Here is a 16,209-nt window from a genome sequence, read left to right as displayed (position 1 = left end):
ATTTTGTGCCAATTTGGGTACATATAGATGTGCTTTATATTCATATAAACACGTGGTTCACCATTGGATGTAAAAAAATAGTCAATGAAACTTTTTAGAAAAATAAGACAAGGGTTGATTGCGGAAAGCAAACTTTGCAAGTATGTGATCTATGCCTTGGGTGAAATCCTCCTGGTGGTCCTTGGAATATTGATCGCTCTGCGCATCAACAACTGGAACGAAAACCAACAATTGCGAAAGGCGGAGCTGCAAACCTTAAAAAGTCTGCATGAGTCGATCAAAATCAATTTGGACGAGTTGGACCTTATTTTAGAGGCGCAGGTCCATAGAAACCGAAGCCTGCAAGAAGTGCTTTTCTCCGATGTGTCCAACCGGAAACTGGTATATCTGGATTCCTTGATCACCACCAATGTGGAGAATTATACGTTCGACCCCTCCACCGGAATTTACAATGCCATCATCAATTCCGGTAAAATTGAGATCATCACCAACGATTCGTTGCGCAATAGAATTTCCAAATTGTACGATAGAGTGGCCGATTACCAAGAAATTGAAGATGAGGTAACCGAATTCACGAAAGACCATTTGGAAAAAAATTTCATCGAAAATCTAAGTATTGACCCTTCCATCTTGGCCAAAATCCGAAAACGAACCCCAGCGGAAAAACAAAAGGATAGCGCTCTTTATCGTGAAACCTTCGATTCGCAACGACTCAAGAATATGTACATTTTGCTGCTCAACAAAATGAACGTGGTGATCACCAAAGGGGAAAGTCTGGAGGCCGAATATCAGAGTTTGATCGCTGATCTGGAAAATGAAATCCAAAGTAAGGAATGATGAGGAATACACTTATGGCCATAACAAATCGTTTGATGGCGTTACATGCATCTACCTAACTCCCAGACATCTGCGCATAATTAACCATCTCTTAAACTTACCCATTGTAAATCGAAAACTATAATAGCGTATATTTCCTGTGCTATGTAAATTAAATGGTTATGAAAAAGAAACTGCTTTTGCTCCTGGTGCCCTTTCTGTTGGCGTTTCAATGTGACGAAGAAGAAATCTCAGGTTTTGAGACCAACTACCTTCTTCAAAATGCCACTACCACTGACTTATTTTATTTGTCCGAGAACGACAACTTTATAGCCGTGGAGAACCAATCCCGGTTTTCCATCGGAAGTAGTCTCAATCCAGTTTCCAGTCCCATTACACCTGCGGACTCTGAGCTCTTCAGTGCCATTAAATTGTACGTATTGACCGGTACCGATTACGTGCTGGTCTATTCCCAAGACCCCATCGATGATGCAGCCTGGGTGTTGACCGAACCGGAAACGAACCGATTTGAATATCGGTTGACCATAACCGATTCGGACCTCGAATAAACTTCTCCTCACATAAAATGCCACTGTACGGTTCATTTTGATAGCTACCAAAATGGATTCGAGACCATTGCTTTTTCTATATTTAGGCAAACAAACCACACTATGGGAAAACTATCCACCCTCGTTTCATGCTTGCTGCTTTCTTTGTTCGTTACAGCACAGGATAAAATCACCGATTCCACTAGCATTCCAGAACCGAAAGTCTTTGTCTCCAATCACCAAATCATGAATGGTGGCAAATTGATCAAATACAAAGCCGTTGCCTCGGAAACCTATTTAAAGAACAAATCAGGGGAACCTGTGGCTTCATTGTGGTCAGTGGCGTATGTACAAACGGGAACTACGGACACCACCAAACGCCCGGTGACCTTTGTGTTCAACGGTGGGCCTGGTTCGGCATCCATGTGGTTGCAAATGGGAATGTTCGGTCCCAAATTGGTGAAAGTGGACTCCGATGCCACCAAGGATGACGGGGCCGCGCCCTATACCATGGTAACAAACACACACGGTATTCTCGATCTTACCGATCTGGTATTCATCGATCCCGTGGGGACCGGGTACAGCAAGGTTATCGGGAAAGGCAAGGTCGAAGACTTTTGGGGACTCACCCAAGACGCCAATTCCGTGGCCCAGTTTATGCGACACTGGGCAACCGAGAACAACCGCTGGATGTCGCCCAAATACATCATCGGGGAAAGTTTTGGTACCACAAGGGCGGCCGGAGTGGCCAATGCCCTGGAAGGTGGGGGCCAGAATATGGCACTCAATGGCCTGATCTTGATTTCGCAGGCATTGGATTATGCAGGCTCCACATCGGAACACGACAATATTACCTCCTACCTGACCTATCTGCCCAGTATGGCGGCCACCGCTTGGTACCACAAAAAAACGGGACAGGGCAAATCCTTGGATGCCTTTGTGCAGGAATGTCGTAATTTCACCTACAACACCTATGCCCCTGCTTTGTACAAAGGATCGTTGCTATCAGCTACCGAAAAAGATAACATTGCCGAACAACTCAGTTACTTTATGGGCCTGGAAAAGGCCTACATTCTCAAATCAAATTTGAGGGTATTGATGCCCCGGTTCCAAAAACAGTTATTGGCCGATGAAGGACTTGCCGTTGGGCGGTTGGACGGTCGTTTTATGGGTGACGAAGTGGACAAACTTTCCGATGGCCCCCACTTGGGCGATCCGGCCAGCTATCAGATCAGTTCGGCCTACACCGCCGCTCTGAACCATTACTTTGCCACAGACCTCAATATTAAAATGGATCGGCCCTATTTAACCAGTAACGGGGCCATTTATGGCAAATGGAATTGGAAACCGGTACCCGATGGCCAGGGTTGGGAGCCTTCCTATGTGAACGTGACCCGCAAATTAAGCGAAACGATGAGGCGCAATACCGGCATGAAAGTGATGGTGGCCAATGGATATTATGATCTGATCTGTCCTTTCTTCGATGCCGAGTATACATTTTCCCGAAATGGTATTGAACGTGAAAAGATACAGATGTTCTATTATGAGGCAGGCCACATGATGTACACTCACGAACCGGATTTGATCAAGTTAGCCACAGATGTCAGGACATTTTTGACCAATTAAATCGCTTTTTGACCATGCCCAAGCCAAAAATCGTTGTTTTAACCGGAGCGGGAATGAGCGCCGAAAGCGGATTGAAAACCTTTCGCGATGCCGATGGGCTTTGGGAGGGCCATGACGTGATGGAAGTGGCCTCACCCCAAGGTTTTGCACGCAATCCGGAATTGGTACTGGAGTTTTATAACCAACGGCGACGACAGTTATTGGAAGTAAGCCCGAACCAAGGACATCTGGCCCTTGCCGAACTCGAAGCCCAATTTGATGTGAGCATTGTGACCCAAAATATCGATAACCTTCATGAACAGGCCGGAAGCACCCATGTGGTACATTTGCATGGGGAACTGTTCAAGGTGCGCAGTAGCAGGGATGAAAACCATATTTTGGAGTGGAAAAAAGACTTGGTTTTAGGCGATACCGATCCTCACGGCCATCAATTGCGACCACATATTGTTTGGTTTGGTGAAATGGTGCCTTTGTTGCAAACCGCGGCCCAAATTACACAACAAGCCGATATTTTGATCATTGTCGGTACTTCCATGCAAGTGTATCCGGCGGCAAGTCTGATCCATTATGTGGACCGCCATACACCCATTTATTTTATCGATCCAAGGCCCACCGTCCGGGCATCGGATTTTGGCAACCTGACCATTATTCCAAAAACGGCCGTAGCTGGTGTTCCACCCTTGGTGGAGCAACTTTTTAGTACTTTTTCCTAGTTTCTTGGGCCCAAGTCAACAAAGCGGTGATCTGTTCCTGGGTCAAACGGGCATCGGCATGGGTCCAAGTGTACTCGTTTAGGGGCATTTCCCCTTCTTTGACTTCCTCTACCAATTCTTCCAATTTGTGGTCCTTCTTTTTGTCGGTATAGTTGGTCCAATCCGAAAAGTTCAAATGCTCCTTGCCCTCTTCAATGTGGTCGGCCAACCAATAGGAAATCGGCGCCACATTGCTGTACCATGGATAATTGGTGTTGGCACTGTGACAATCATAACAGGCTGATTTTAAAATGCCCTGAACCTCGGGACTCGGTTGTGTCTCGGCAACAAAAGCAGCCACATAATCGCCTTCTGCCTGATTCTTTTCAGGTCGGAAAAACTGCATGCCGATCAAAACGACCAATAGGGCAATTGCTATTTTTTTTACTATTTTCATCACATAAGGGTTTTCGTAAATATACGCTTTTGTGACCGAAAAAGAACTGCATATTGCCCTCACTTCAGGACGGATTTCGAAGGATCGGGTAGATACTTTGGTCGGTATTTTGGTGCATCAACCTGAGTTGATGAAAAAATTGTTTCAATTGGTGCTTTTGGAGGATGGTACCGGTGATTTTTATGCCAGTTGGACCTTCGACCATTTAATGCGCAAAAAATTGGAATACCTGCTGCCCATTTTTGACGTCTTTGCCAATGGGTTGTCACAATTGAAAACCGATTCCTGCATTCGTCCCATGGCCCATGTCTGTGAGATGATCTGTGAGGCCTATTTCAAAAAGAAGGACCCAGCTTTTGTAAAGAACATCACAGACGACCAACTCGAGAAACTGATGGCCTGTTGTTTTGATTGGCTCATCGGTCCGTTGAACATTGCTCCTAAGGTGTTTGCCATGACAAGTCTCTATTATTTGGGCCTGAAATTCCCATGGGTGCATCCCGAACTGAAACAGGTTTTGTTGGATACCTACGCAAATGGCAGTACCGGTTATCAGAACAGGGCCAAAAAAACCTTGGATAAGTTGGCCAAATTGGGTAGCTAAACTGTGGCGTTTAAGTATCTTTGTGGCTTTCAAAATCCATAGGACCATGTCGTTGACCCAACTAAATGCCATTTCGCCCATTGACGGGCGATACCGAAACAAAACCGAGGCCCTTCAAAACTATTTTTCAGAGGAGGCCTTGATCAAGTACCGCGTTCAAGTTGAGATCGAATATTTTATCGCACTTTGTGAGATTCCGTTGCCCCAATTGGCAGATTTCAACACGGCATTGTTTCCGGAACTGCAAAAAATCTATCAAGATTTCACTGCGGAAGACGCCCAGGCCATAAAAGATATTGAAAAGACCACCAACCACGATGTGAAGGCCGTGGAATACTTCATCAAACAAAAATTTGATGCTTTAAATTTGCAGAAATACAAAGAGTTCATCCATTTTGGATTGACTTCCCAGGACATCAACAACACTGCTATACCGCTTTCCATCAAAGAAGCCATGAACGAAGTCTACGTTCCGGCATATTTTGAGGTTTTTGAAAAGTTGAAGAAATTGGCCAAGGAATGGGAGAACATCCCCATGTTGGCCCGCACACATGGACAACCGGCCTCCCCTACCCGTTTGGGAAAGGAAATTGAGGTGTTTTTGGAACGATTCAAGGAGCAGTTCAATTTGTTGAATGATATTCCCAGTGCGGCCAAATTTGGAGGTGCGACGGGGAATTACAATGCGCACAAAGTGGCCTATCCCGATCAGGACTGGCGATTTTTTGGGCAACAGTTCGTGCAGGGAAAACTGGGTCTTCACCATTCCTTCCCTACCACCCAAATTGAACATTACGACCATATGGCCGCCTTGTTCGATTGCCTGAAACGCATCAATACCATTTTGATCGATCTGGATCGTGATTTTTGGACCTATATCTCAATGGATTACTTCAAACAAAAGATCAAGAAGGGTGAAGTGGGGTCATCGGCCATGCCGCATAAGGTAAACCCGATCGATTTTGAAAACTCCGAGGGTAATTTGGGTTTGGCCAACGCCATTTTTGAGCATTTGTCCGCCAAATTACCGATTTCCCGATTGCAGCGCGACCTAACCGATAGCACCGTTTTGCGAAACGTAGGTGTACCGTTCGCCCATACTTTGGTCGGGTTTCAATCCACACTGAAAGGCTTGAACAAATTGGTGCTCAACAAGGAAAAGTTCGAGAAAGATTTGGAAGACAACTGGGCCGTGGTGGCCGAGGCCATCCAGACCATTTTGCGAAGGGAAGGTTATCCCAACCCTTACGAGGCCTTGAAAGGATTGACCCGCACCAACGAGAAAATCACCCAAAAGTCCATAGCGGATTTTATTGAGACACTGGAGGTTTCGGATGCCATTAAAACGGAACTGAAGCACATCACCCCAGCGAATTATACCGGGGTATAATTTTATCATTCGTGTAAAAGTACGAATCCATGGGTTGTGGGATTCTTCGCAACGCTCAGAATGACAGGTGGTGATAAATATGTTTTAACTGGATAAAGAACAATTCCATTTTGTTCCGTCTTTAAAAAGGAAAAGGGCGACAAATGTCGCCCTAACCAAAATTTATGATGATTGGTCTTAGCCTTTCAAAAATTCGCCGATCTCACCCAAACCTTCTCCTTTAAATTCGGATTTTTGGATGGCCTGCATCAATTGCATGATGTGGGCGGGATTCATATCCTTGCCCAAAACCCTTACCAGGGCGAATCCCTTATCACCACTGTCTCCATAAATGATCACTTCATCAATGGCATCTTCCTCTCCCAAATATTTGATTACGCCTTTGCCATATTTGGAGTTGATTTTCATAAGTTCCACAAATTCATCGCCTTTCAGGATTTCTTTCACCTTTTTCTTCTCCAATTCGTATTCCGCTTCGTTACTGTCATTCTTTCTAAACGCCAACAAGTTGAACTTACGCAAGGATTCCACAGCTTCCCTTTGGGTGGGTGTCAAATCAATACCATCCATTTTTAGGATACTGGCCGGAACATCAATGGACAAAAAATTGGGGTTCTCGGAATTATCCACATAATATTCCTGCAAACTTTGCTGCGAGGAGCAGGAAGCCAACAGTATGGCCACTAGAACTGCGATACTTTTTAAAAAATTTTTCATTGCTATGTTTTTTGATTGATCTAATGCCAACAAAATCAGCTGACAGTAATTAGTTGCCGATGATTGCCTTTTGTTACAATCCTGAACCAATTACTGCCAACCGAAAATGCTTTTAGTTATCCTTGCCTGCCTTGTTCAACTCTTCGGGAAGGTTCATCTTTTTGGTCAACGAATTGATCTTGTTCAAATCGATATCCCCGGTAAGGGATAGAATCACGGTCTCGAACTTACGGCCATCGGCCTCAACATTGTTGATTCCAGTTATGAACATCAACAGCTCGCTTACGTGATCATCGTCCCTACCTTGCTTAATGTAGAACTTTACATTGGCGTCCTTATCCTTCACACGCATCAACTCTTCCATCTTGGCCGAACCCAAGTAACTGTTCACGGCGGATTTCATATCGGCACCGATGTTTTTGTTGTCAGTGGTGAACACCTTCAAACTCTTCAGACTGCTGGCAATGTCCATAAAATCCCTGGCCTCTGGATCATCTACTTCTACATCGATCTTTGCCAATAGGTTGAACATGCTCTTGTTCACTACCACCGAGGTCACATCGTCCATGTCCTCGAACTTGTCAAAAAGGGATTGTGAAAATCCGGCAAGCGGTAGTACGGTCATCAATAGGATTAAAATATGCTTTTTCATCTTTTTCGTTTTTTAATTGTTGTTGTAAATTTTCTCTTTTGCTTCTTGAAACTCTTTCAGATAGGCCACTTTTTCTGTTCCCCGGCCAAAATTCTCTGCTAAGAGCTCGAACGCTTTTTTGGTTTCCTGATAGGCATACTCTGCATCTTTTCTTTCTTGGTATTGTTTACCAAAATAGATGCCAAAGGTGAGAACTACTGCCGCTGCAACGGATAGCCACTTGTAATAGTTTACTCTAGGTTTTAATGGAACCTGCTTGGTGTACCTTTCTTCCTTGGCAATGGAAAAGTAGTTGAACATGGGCCTATATTGTTCCAGGTGCGGTGCTATGCTGTCCTGTGCGAAATACTCCCTAAGTTTCCGTTCCTCGGCTACAGTGGTAGTGGCCTCGAAATACTTTTCCAATATTTTTTCTATGTTACCCAATTCCATAGCTATGTTTTTTTGTTAATTCGTCCCTAACTGTTTTTCTTGCCCTGGACAGTGCCACGCGCACTGCCGTTGGTTTCATGTCGAGCAGATCGCAGATCTCCTCAAATTCGTATTGCTCCACATCGCGCAGTTGCAACACCATTTTTTGTTGTTCTGGCAGGTCTTCCATAATGCGTTCCATCCAACCTATGCTATCTTCGGCTTCCAATTGCTTCTGTAGCGATACGGTTTCGTCCGTGTAGTTGCTGTGCACCAATTTCAAGTTACCTGCTTGTTTGGACTTTAAACGGTCCAAACAAAAGTTTTTGGTCATGGTCATGGCAAAGGCCTCTACATTTTTGTACTCTCCCATCGACTCATTTTTCGACCAAAGCTTCAACAAAATTTCCTGTGTGGCATCTTCCGCTTCCTCCCTGGACACCAACAGCCTTTTGGCCATTCGGTAAAGTTTGTCCTTAAAGGGCATCACCACGTTTAAAAATTCCGTTTGTTTCATTTGGTTGTCTTGGTTGTTCAGGGCTCTTTTAATTGCCCTACATTATCACGACGACGCATATCGAAAATTGTTACAAAAAATTTGCAATCTCCTTAGATGTACCTATTTTGCATAGCAAATGTATACGGTTATACAGGGATTCCATGATACTTCTTTCAATACATCTAGCGTGAATTGGAACGAAAGTTGCGGGATTTAAATTAAAAAATAGGCTATGAAAAAATTCTTTTTATTGTTTGTGGGATTCTCCTTTGTGCTCATTTCTTGCAGTAAAGACGATAATTCCATTAAAAATGGGGAAACCCCGGACCCAAATGCAGATGATGTAACGGCGCAGAATTTTATGTGGCAGGCCATGAACCTGTGGTATTTTTGGCAGGCAGACGTGAATGACCTTGCGGATGACCGTTTTGCTTCGGATGCCGCGTACACCGAATTTTTACAAACGTATGATGATCCTGAAAGCTTTTATTACGACATCTTATTATATGGTGACGATCGTTTCAGCTTCGCTGACGAGGATTACGCCGTATTAGTCAACAGTCTTTCGGGAATTTCTCAAAGCAATGGTTTGGAATTCGGATTAGGTCTAATTGGAGATACTGGAGATGTTTTTGGGTATGTTCAATATATTGTACCCAATTCCGATGCAGCCACCAAGGATATTCAAAGAGGTGAATTTTTCACCCGGGTTGATGGGGTTCAACTTACCGTTAGTAATTATCGAAATTTGCTATATGGAGAAAATAGCACTTATACCTTAGGAATGGCAACGGTGTCCAACAATACCATTTCGGATAGTGCTAAAGAAGTTACGCTTACCAAAATTGAAAATCAAGCAGAAGACCCCATTCTGATTGCCGAGACTTTGGAAGTTAACGGAACCAATGTGGCCTATTTGATGTATAACCGTTTCCTAAGTAGTTTTAATGAAGACCTAAATGCCGCTTTTGCCAAATTTAAGGCAGATGGTGCCACTGAATTGATTTTGGATATGCGCTACAACCCAGGAGGTTCCGTGAACACGGCCAGGTTGCTGTCAAGCATGATCTATGGCACCAATACCAACGAAGTTTTCATCAGACAAAGATGGAACGATAAGATCCAAGCACAATTAAGCGATGACTACCTGACGGATTATTTTGCTAATACAACAGGTGTCACTGCCATTAATACGCTTAATTTAAGCAGGGTTTTTGTTTTGGCAACTGGTGATTCTGCTTCTGCCAGTGAATTGGTCATGAATGGATTGGCTCCTTATATTGATGTAATCCACATTGGGGAGACTACACGAGGTAAAAATGAATTTTCGATTACCTTGGTAGACGATGAGGACAACGCCTACATCTACTCCAGTGATCGGGAAGATGAAATCAACCCAGATAACCTTTGGGGCTTACAACCCTTAGTAGGTCGCAATGAAAATGCCGATGGTTTCTATGACTATACCAGTGGCCTTGAACCTGACATTGAATTACCGGAAGATTTAACAAACCTTGGTGTTCTAGGAGATGTTAACGAGCCCTTATTGGCACGTGCACTTCAAGAAATCTCAGGTGTTGGTGCCAAAAAGGATTTCACAGTGCAAATGAAGGCCGAATCGTTTACCTCTTCAAGATTACAAACTCCGCTAAAGGATAATATGTATCTGGACAAACCCTTGCCAACAACATTATCTATACAATAAGAAAGCGGCCTCAAGGGCCGCTTTTCTTTTCTAAAAATTTAGGTTCATACCTATCCGGAAATTCCTTCCCCTTGTGGTGTACCCCACAATTTCAGTGAACTTCTCATTCAATAGGTTTTCTGCATTAAAGAAAACATTCAGTTTATTGGGAATCAGCTCATGTCCCACGTAAAAATTCACCAAGGAAAAAGAATCCAGGGCCACATCCGTATAGGTCGTGAAGTCCGTATCAAAACGTGCTCCGGTATACGCATAGGTCAAGGAAAAATTGGTGGCCTGCCCCAACTGGTAACCCACGGAAACATTGGCCTTATGTTTAGGGATCCGGATTGCATTGTCCCCTTTTCGTTCAGTGAAGGTGTAATTGGCATCAACGCTCAAAGAACCTAATGGCGACCAAACCGCTTCCACCTCTACCCCATTGGCATTGATTTCATCCGCCAGATTGATACTGGTATAGTTCACGTCGTAACCAATGGTATTCTTCTCGTTTCGGTCAAAATATACTGTGCTGAACCGCAGTTTGGTGTTCAACTTAAATTCCAGACCACCTTCCAAGGTCCGGTTTTCCTCGGGTTTCAAATCCGGGTTGCCACCAAAAGCCCCGAACAATTGGGTCAGATTTGGCGTGATGTAGGATGTAGCATAGGAACCCAGCACTTTTACATATCCCTTTGGGGTAGGAAAAACGAAAGACGGGTTCACATTGTACACCAAATGATTCCCATATTCGGAATGGTGGTTCAATCGTCCACCTACGTTCAGGTTAAGGCCAAAATTGGAAACATAGACCACATTGGCGTAAGGGTCCACAATGGTAAACCGGGCATCTTCCGCAAATACCGCTTCATCTTTAATGTAGTTTACCCCCAGTATGGTATGCCACTGTTTTCCGAGGGTATATTTGTTGTAAAGATCCAAAACCCAGTTCTTTCCTTTGGTGGTGCTTTCACCATAGCTGTCTTTGGAGTTGGTTTCATAATCCGTATAAGCGGTATTCAAATGAACCGACCCTTTTCCATAAGTGAACGAAGATGACAAGCCAGCCCGTTTCTGCTCACTCTTTCCAATATTAGATGCATCGGCATATGAAGCATCGTATTCATTACTGAACTTGGTTTGGTTTCCATAGACCGAAACTTCAAAATCTTTTGAAAATGCATACCCTAACCTCACATTGGTACTGTAATGGGAAAAGATGTCCTCTTCATTTTGCGGGGTGACCGCTGCGGACAAGCCACTTTTATATCGGTTTGCAAAATCAACGGCGTACTTGAACTTGTTCAAGGTACCGTTCACATTGACGGCATTGCTGATGCTTCCCAAATTGTAATTTTGATCGTCAGTGGTTTGATTGGTACCAATACTGGTTTGAAAGTTCCCTGCCATCTTTTCCTTGGAGCTTTTCTTCGTGGCGATGTTGATCACAGCCGTAGCGGCATTGGTTCCATAGAGTGTGCTCGCTGCCCCTTTAATGATTTCAATGGATTCAATGTTCGAGGGGGAAAGCAATCTCATGTCATATTCTTGGGAAAAAGACGATGGGTCGGACACCCGGACCCCATCAATAATGATCAACACCTGTCTACCTCGGCCACCTCTGGCATAAACGCCCAAGACATCGCCATCGCGTCCGCGACTTCCGGTAATCTCGATACCGCTTTTGGTGTTGATGATTTCGGCAATTGTTTTGCCCTGGTTACGTTCCAACTCCTGGACCGTGATCTTGATCACCGTTTTCCCAGAGTTTTCCCTTTTCAATTCAAATTTTGAATCGCTTACCACCACTTCGTTGAGTTGGTGCACTTTTAGGGAGTCTTGCAGTACATTTTGCGCAAAAAGTCCCTTGCCCGCCAATAAAGCGGCCACAAACCAAAAATGATTTTTTTTCATTTCGTTTACGTGAATAAACGGGAGAATAGTATGGCTTCCATACGTAAACTTTTATCCCGAAAGTTTAACATTGTTTGTTTGAATTTGGCAGGTCTCCTGGCTCGTTTTATGTTGCCTCACCTTCCCATCCGATGACCGAACAGTGGTTTTGAAGAAAGCAACATCCCCAAAGGGGTGCCAAATAAATTTGGCATGGACTTACAGTTGCGGGAACAGCTCCGGATTTACACCGGATTCCCTTTTAATCATACAAGAATGAATCCCTGCATGAACCTAAATTCGGCACGAAAGTAATCAATCTGTTTAATCTTTTTTGGCAAAAGTTAAATAATCTTACTTTTGGGACCATGGTACGCAAACATCATATTACAGCATGGGTTTTGTTCCTTTTTTGCACCTTGTTTGTTGAATGCAAAGAGAATCAAAGCGCAGATATTTCCCAGCCTGAAGCATCAAAATCGAGCATCACCTATGCTCAGGGCTTTACTGTTCAAAAGTTGGAGGACTATACCGTTTTGGAAGTGACCCAACCTTGGGTTGGCGCCAATACCCATTACAAGTATGCCTTGGTTCCAAAGGAAAAATTGGCTGCCATGACCTTCCCAAAAGGGGAATATGATGCCATTGTGGGCACACCAGTAGAGAAAATTGTGGTTACATCCACCACGCACATTGCTGCTATTGAAGCATTGGGGGAACTCAAAACGTTGGTCGGTTTTCCCGATACCGATTATATTTCCTCCCCTGCCGGCAGAAAACGAGTGGATGAAGGCCAGATAAAGGATTTGGGCATGAACGAGGTCATCAATACGGAAATGGTGTTGGTACTCAACCCCGAACTCATCATAGGGTTCAGCATCAACGAGGACAATAATGCCTACGACGTTATAAAACGGGCTGGCATACCTGTGGTCTACAACGGAGATTGGGTAGAACAGACCCCGTTGGGCAAGGCGGAGTGGATCAAGTTTTTCGCTCCATTCTTTCAAAAGGAGGCTAAAGCGGACAGTATTTTTAAAAGCATTGAATCTTCCTATCTTCAAGCGAAGGACCTGGCAAAAAAAGCAACCCAAAAACCTACGGTAATTACTGGCGGATTGTACAAGGATGTGTGGTACGTGGCGGGCGGAAAAAGTTGGATGGCCCAATTTCTTGAAGATGCCAATGCCGATTATTTGTGGGCAGGGGGGCCAGAGACGGGCAGCATTGGTTTGAGTTTGGAATCAGTTCTGGAAAAAGGGCAGCAAGCGGATTTTTGGTTCAATCCTTCATCTCACACTTCCTACGCCGAATTGGAAAGCGTGAATGCCCACCACAAAGAGTTTGCAGCTTTTTCCAATAAAAAAATCTATTCCAACGCTATTGAAAAAGGCGCTAAAGGAGGGCTGCTCTTTTATGAACAAGCACCCCAACGGCCCGATATCGTCCTTCAGGACTTTATTGCCATTCTGCACCCAGAATTGCTCCCGAACCACCAACTCCGCTTTATCAAACCCCTAGAGTAAATGCAGCACCCAAGGTCATATCATATTTCCTTTATCCTGATTGGTCTGGCATTGTTGTGTTCTTGGATATTGAACATCGGTTCCGGATCGGTTCACATTCCCTTTGAAGAAACCTTTTCTATCCTTTTTGGCGGTAACCCTAAAGTAGAGGCATGGAGCTACATTGTTTGGAACTACCGATTGCCAAAAACTTTTACCGCAATTTTGGTAGGCGGTGGACTGTCATTAAGTGGCCTGTTGATGCAAACCTTGTTCCGAAATCCTTTGGCCGGGCCTTTTGTGTTGGGTATCAGTTCCGGGGCAAGTTTGGGAGCCGCTCTTCTACTTATGGGCATGACTTTGTTTACAGGAATAGCATCCTTTTCGTTCTTGGGAGATGTTTCCTTGGCTTTGGCAGCTAGTGTGGGCAGTTTTTTGGTACTTTCCGTGGTGATGATCGTGGCACAAAAGGTAAAGGATACCATGGCGCTTTTGATCATTGGGCTGATGTTCGGCAGCATCACCTCGGCAATTGTGAGTGTCCTAGCTTATTTCTCCAGTGCCGAAAGCTTGCAACGGTTCATTTTTTGGTCCTTCGGAAGCGTGGGCAACCTAACCCCCCATCAAATTGTTCTATTGACGGGTATTGTATTTGTTGGACTTTTGCTCAGTATCGTTTCCCTGAAACCCTTGAATGCTTTTCTATTGGGAGAACATTATGCCCAGAGTCTCGGGGTTTCCCTAAAAAAAACGAGATTGGTCATCATTATTGCCACAGGGATTTTGGCTGGCGGAATTACTGCCTTTGCCGGCCCCATTGCATTTGTGGGATTGGCGGTTCCGCATCTTACCAGGCAAATATTCGACACTATGGAACATAAAGTGCTGATTCCGGCCGTGTTTCTTTATGGCGCTATTTTGATGCTCTTATGCGATACCTTGGCACAATGGCCCAATTCGGCCAGTGTGCTGCCCATTAATGCCATTACCTCCTTGGTCGGGGCTCCTGTTGTAATTTGGCTATTGGTCCGAAAACGTAAAATGCTGTTCTGATGGAAAAAAGGGTTCAAAAAAGTCTTTCGGTATGTAACCTATCAATTGGTTATGGGAAAAATCTGGTGGGCGAACACATTAATTTTGACTTGGAACTAGGCACCCTTTGCGCCATCGTGGGAATCAATGGCATTGGCAAGTCAACATTGCTGCGTACCATGGGAAAGTTCCAATTTAAATTATCGGGAAACATCAAGCTACATGATAAGGAATTGGACCTTTATTCTCCTCTGGACCTATCCAAAAAACTCAGTGTGGTGTTAACAGAGCCTCCTGCATCCAAAAACTTGACGGTGCTCGAACTCATCGCTTTGGGAAGACAGCCCTATACCAATTGGTTGAGCACCTTGTCTCCCGAAGACGAAAAACATATCCAAATTTCTTTGGATGCCTTTTTGCTCAATGACCTCAAACATCGGAAGTGCCACGAGTTGAGCGACGGTCAATTGCAACGTGTACTGATTGCCAGAGCTATGGCACAGGATACCCCCATTATTTTACTGGATGAGCCGACCACCCATCTAGATTTGTACCACAAAGTTCAGATTTTGAAAATGTTACAGCAATTGGCACATGACCAACAAAAAACCGTCCTTTTCACTACCCACGAGATAGAACTGGCCATACAATTGTGTGATAAAATCTTGATTTTGGATGGCAACAACAACCCCTTCGGTGCACCTTGTGAACTGATTGAACAAAACCATTTTGAAAAGCTGTTTCCTTCGGAAATGGTTCAATTTGATGCCAAGACCGGTTCGTTTAAAATAACTAAGTAAGTTTAATCTAACTTCATTTTATCTGTTAAAAAGCTATCAGGAACATATTGTTCTGAAAATTTTTGCTGAAACGGGTTGAACCATTTAATCTTAAATAAGTTTTCTGCAACAATCTTTTTCAAGCTGCCATCTGGATAATGTGAGTTTTTCTCATCATTCTTTTTAAATCCGCAAACTATAAAATCAGGCGAAGTGTAATTAACGACATACTGCACAGACTCTTTCGGATTCAATACTTCCTCCCCTTCTTCATTTTTAATAACCTTAAATGTTTTGGATGAGCGTTTTTTATAAATTTCTATCTTCTTTGTTTTTAATCGGAAAATTTCTCCGTATTTATATTCTGGGGTTTTATATCCATCTATTTCTTCAATTATAGTTTTTTCATCTTTTTGAACTATACCATCCGGAGTTATTTTTTCAATCTTAAGGTTTCTAAAAGAATCAAGCATTGATTCATACAAAACAACTTCTAAAAATTCACTTTTGGCATCATTAAAATAAGTACAAGTGTACTTGATTAGTTCTGCTATGACATTACCTGTCTCATCGTCACAAATTATCTTCTTTTTACTCTCGATGAAAACCTCCCTAACTAGTAAAATAGGAGGCACTAATTTGCCATCTCCCTTAATCCTATAACTCTTAAGTAAAGGGTGTGTTTTTAATACAACTAGTTCACCTACATTAAATTTTGGCTTTTCCATTTGAAAGTATTTTCCTTAAAAATAGAAATATTTATATTTACAATGAAGTGGGTATAGATACTTGTTAAATTTTCGGATACGACTTTTGTTGAACTATTGTGCTAAATCTACAATTTGAAGATTTAGCCACCTAATCAAACCTTCGGGGTTAAACTAAATATGTGTATTAGGAATTG

17 protein-coding genes and 1 riboswitch are annotated in these 16,209 nt (G+C 43.5%); of the genes, 10 read left to right on the top strand and 7 right to left on the bottom strand.

Going from position 1 to position 16,209, the window contains the following annotated elements:
• The first annotated feature begins 84 nt into the window (after positions 1-84).
• From GTK07_RS11705 to GTK07_RS11690, 4 genes are all read left to right on the top strand, one after another.
• Positions 85-837 (top strand): DUF6090 family protein, encoded by a 753-nt coding sequence (locus tag GTK07_RS11705; protein WP_163635426.1) that lies wholly within the window; start codon positions 85-87, stop codon positions 835-837.
• A 161-nt stretch (positions 838-998) separates the two neighbouring features.
• Positions 999-1,385 (top strand): hypothetical protein, encoded by a 387-nt coding sequence (locus GTK07_RS11700; RefSeq protein ID WP_163635425.1) that lies wholly within the window; start codon positions 999-1,001, stop codon positions 1,383-1,385.
• 102 nt (positions 1,386-1,487) lie between these two features.
• On the top strand, positions 1,488-2,990 hold the full coding sequence (locus GTK07_RS11695) for a S10 family peptidase (RefSeq protein ID WP_163635424.1): 1,503 nt from the start codon (positions 1,488-1,490) through the stop codon (positions 2,988-2,990).
• A 14-nt stretch (positions 2,991-3,004) separates the two neighbouring features.
• Positions 3,005-3,703 (top strand): SIR2 family NAD-dependent protein deacylase, encoded by a 699-nt coding sequence (locus tag GTK07_RS11690; RefSeq protein WP_163635423.1) that lies wholly within the window; start codon positions 3,005-3,007, stop codon positions 3,701-3,703.
• On the opposite strand, the gene GTK07_RS11685 is transcribed toward GTK07_RS11690, so the two are convergent.
• Positions 3,687-4,139 carry a heme-binding domain-containing protein gene (locus GTK07_RS11685; RefSeq protein ID WP_163635422.1) on the bottom strand — a complete coding sequence of 151 codons (453 nt, stop codon included), beginning with the start codon at positions 4,137-4,139 and terminating at the stop codon, positions 3,687-3,689. The genes GTK07_RS11690 and GTK07_RS11685 overlap by 17 nt on opposite strands.
• 31 nt (positions 4,140-4,170) lie before the next feature.
• Here GTK07_RS11685 and GTK07_RS11680 point away from each other — a divergent pair, with 31 nt between their 5' ends.
• Both GTK07_RS11680 and purB read left to right on the top strand, forming a co-directional pair.
• On the top strand, positions 4,171-4,743 hold the full coding sequence (locus tag GTK07_RS11680; protein ID WP_163635421.1) for a hypothetical protein: 573 nt from the start codon (positions 4,171-4,173) through the stop codon (positions 4,741-4,743).
• 46 nt (positions 4,744-4,789) lie between these two features.
• Positions 4,790-6,133 carry an adenylosuccinate lyase gene (gene purB, locus GTK07_RS11675; RefSeq protein WP_163635420.1) on the top strand — a complete coding sequence of 448 codons (1,344 nt, stop codon included), beginning with the start codon at positions 4,790-4,792 and terminating at the stop codon, positions 6,131-6,133.
• Between the two features lie 177 nt (positions 6,134-6,310).
• Here purB and GTK07_RS11670 read toward each other — a convergent pair whose 3' ends face one another.
• From GTK07_RS11670 to GTK07_RS11655, 4 genes are all read right to left on the bottom strand, one after another.
• Positions 6,311-6,850, bottom strand: coding sequence for a DUF4252 domain-containing protein (locus GTK07_RS11670; protein ID WP_163635419.1), 540 nt, complete (start codon positions 6,848-6,850; stop codon positions 6,311-6,313).
• A 112-nt stretch (positions 6,851-6,962) separates the two neighbouring features.
• The gene (locus tag GTK07_RS11665) at positions 6,963-7,502 is read right to left on the bottom strand and encodes a DUF4252 domain-containing protein (RefSeq protein WP_163635418.1); all 540 of its coding nucleotides are present in this window, start codon (positions 7,500-7,502) and stop codon (positions 6,963-6,965) included.
• A gap of 12 nt (positions 7,503-7,514) precedes the next feature.
• Positions 7,515-7,934, bottom strand: coding sequence for a hypothetical protein (locus tag GTK07_RS11660; protein ID WP_163635417.1), 420 nt, complete (start codon positions 7,932-7,934; stop codon positions 7,515-7,517).
• Positions 7,921-8,430 (bottom strand): RNA polymerase sigma factor, encoded by a 510-nt coding sequence (locus GTK07_RS11655; protein ID WP_163635416.1) that lies wholly within the window; start codon positions 8,428-8,430, stop codon positions 7,921-7,923. Before GTK07_RS11655 ends, GTK07_RS11660 begins: the two co-directional genes overlap by 14 nt.
• Positions 8,431-8,644: 214 nt before the next feature.
• Here GTK07_RS11655 and GTK07_RS11650 point away from each other — a divergent pair, with 214 nt between their 5' ends.
• Entirely contained in the window at positions 8,645-10,117 is a 1,473-nt protein-coding gene (locus GTK07_RS11650; protein WP_163635415.1) for a S41 family peptidase, read from the top strand.
• A 30-nt stretch (positions 10,118-10,147) separates the two neighbouring features.
• Here the strand turns inward: GTK07_RS11650 and GTK07_RS11645 are convergent, their stop codons facing one another.
• On the bottom strand, positions 10,148-12,010 hold the full coding sequence (locus GTK07_RS11645; protein ID WP_163635414.1) for a TonB-dependent receptor plug domain-containing protein: 1,863 nt from the start codon (positions 12,008-12,010) through the stop codon (positions 10,148-10,150).
• Positions 12,011-12,079: 69 nt separating this feature from the next.
• Positions 12,080-12,302: riboswitch (cobalamin riboswitch) on the bottom strand.
• 55 nt (positions 12,303-12,357) lie between these two features.
• Between GTK07_RS11645 and GTK07_RS11640 the strand changes: the two genes are divergently transcribed.
• Genes GTK07_RS11640 through GTK07_RS11630 form a run of 3 tightly spaced genes read left to right on the top strand, consistent with a single transcriptional unit; the run spans position 12,358 to position 15,326 of the window.
• Entirely contained in the window at positions 12,358-13,515 is a 1,158-nt protein-coding gene (locus GTK07_RS11640; RefSeq protein ID WP_163635413.1) for an ABC transporter substrate-binding protein, read from the top strand.
• Entirely contained in the window at positions 13,516-14,547 is a 1,032-nt protein-coding gene (locus tag GTK07_RS11635) for a FecCD family ABC transporter permease (protein WP_163635412.1), read from the top strand. It begins immediately after the preceding gene.
• Positions 14,547-15,326, top strand: a complete 780-nt coding sequence (locus tag GTK07_RS11630) for an ABC transporter ATP-binding protein (RefSeq protein ID WP_163635411.1) — start codon at positions 14,547-14,549, stop codon at positions 15,324-15,326. Before GTK07_RS11635 ends, GTK07_RS11630 begins: the two co-directional genes overlap by 1 nt.
• Positions 15,327-15,328: 2 nt before the next feature.
• Here the strand turns inward: GTK07_RS11630 and GTK07_RS11625 are convergent, their stop codons facing one another.
• Entirely contained in the window at positions 15,329-16,033 is a 705-nt protein-coding gene (locus tag GTK07_RS11625) for a hypothetical protein (RefSeq protein ID WP_163635410.1), read from the bottom strand.
• Between the last annotated feature and the right edge of the window lie 176 nt (positions 16,034-16,209).

This window comes from Flagellimonas sediminis (assembly GCF_010500845.1).
GTDB classification, from domain to species: domain Bacteria; phylum Bacteroidota; class Bacteroidia; order Flavobacteriales; family Flavobacteriaceae; genus Flagellimonas; species Flagellimonas sediminis.
Note: the sequence above shows the minus strand (reverse complement) of the source record. Positions and strands in the feature narration are given on the sequence as shown.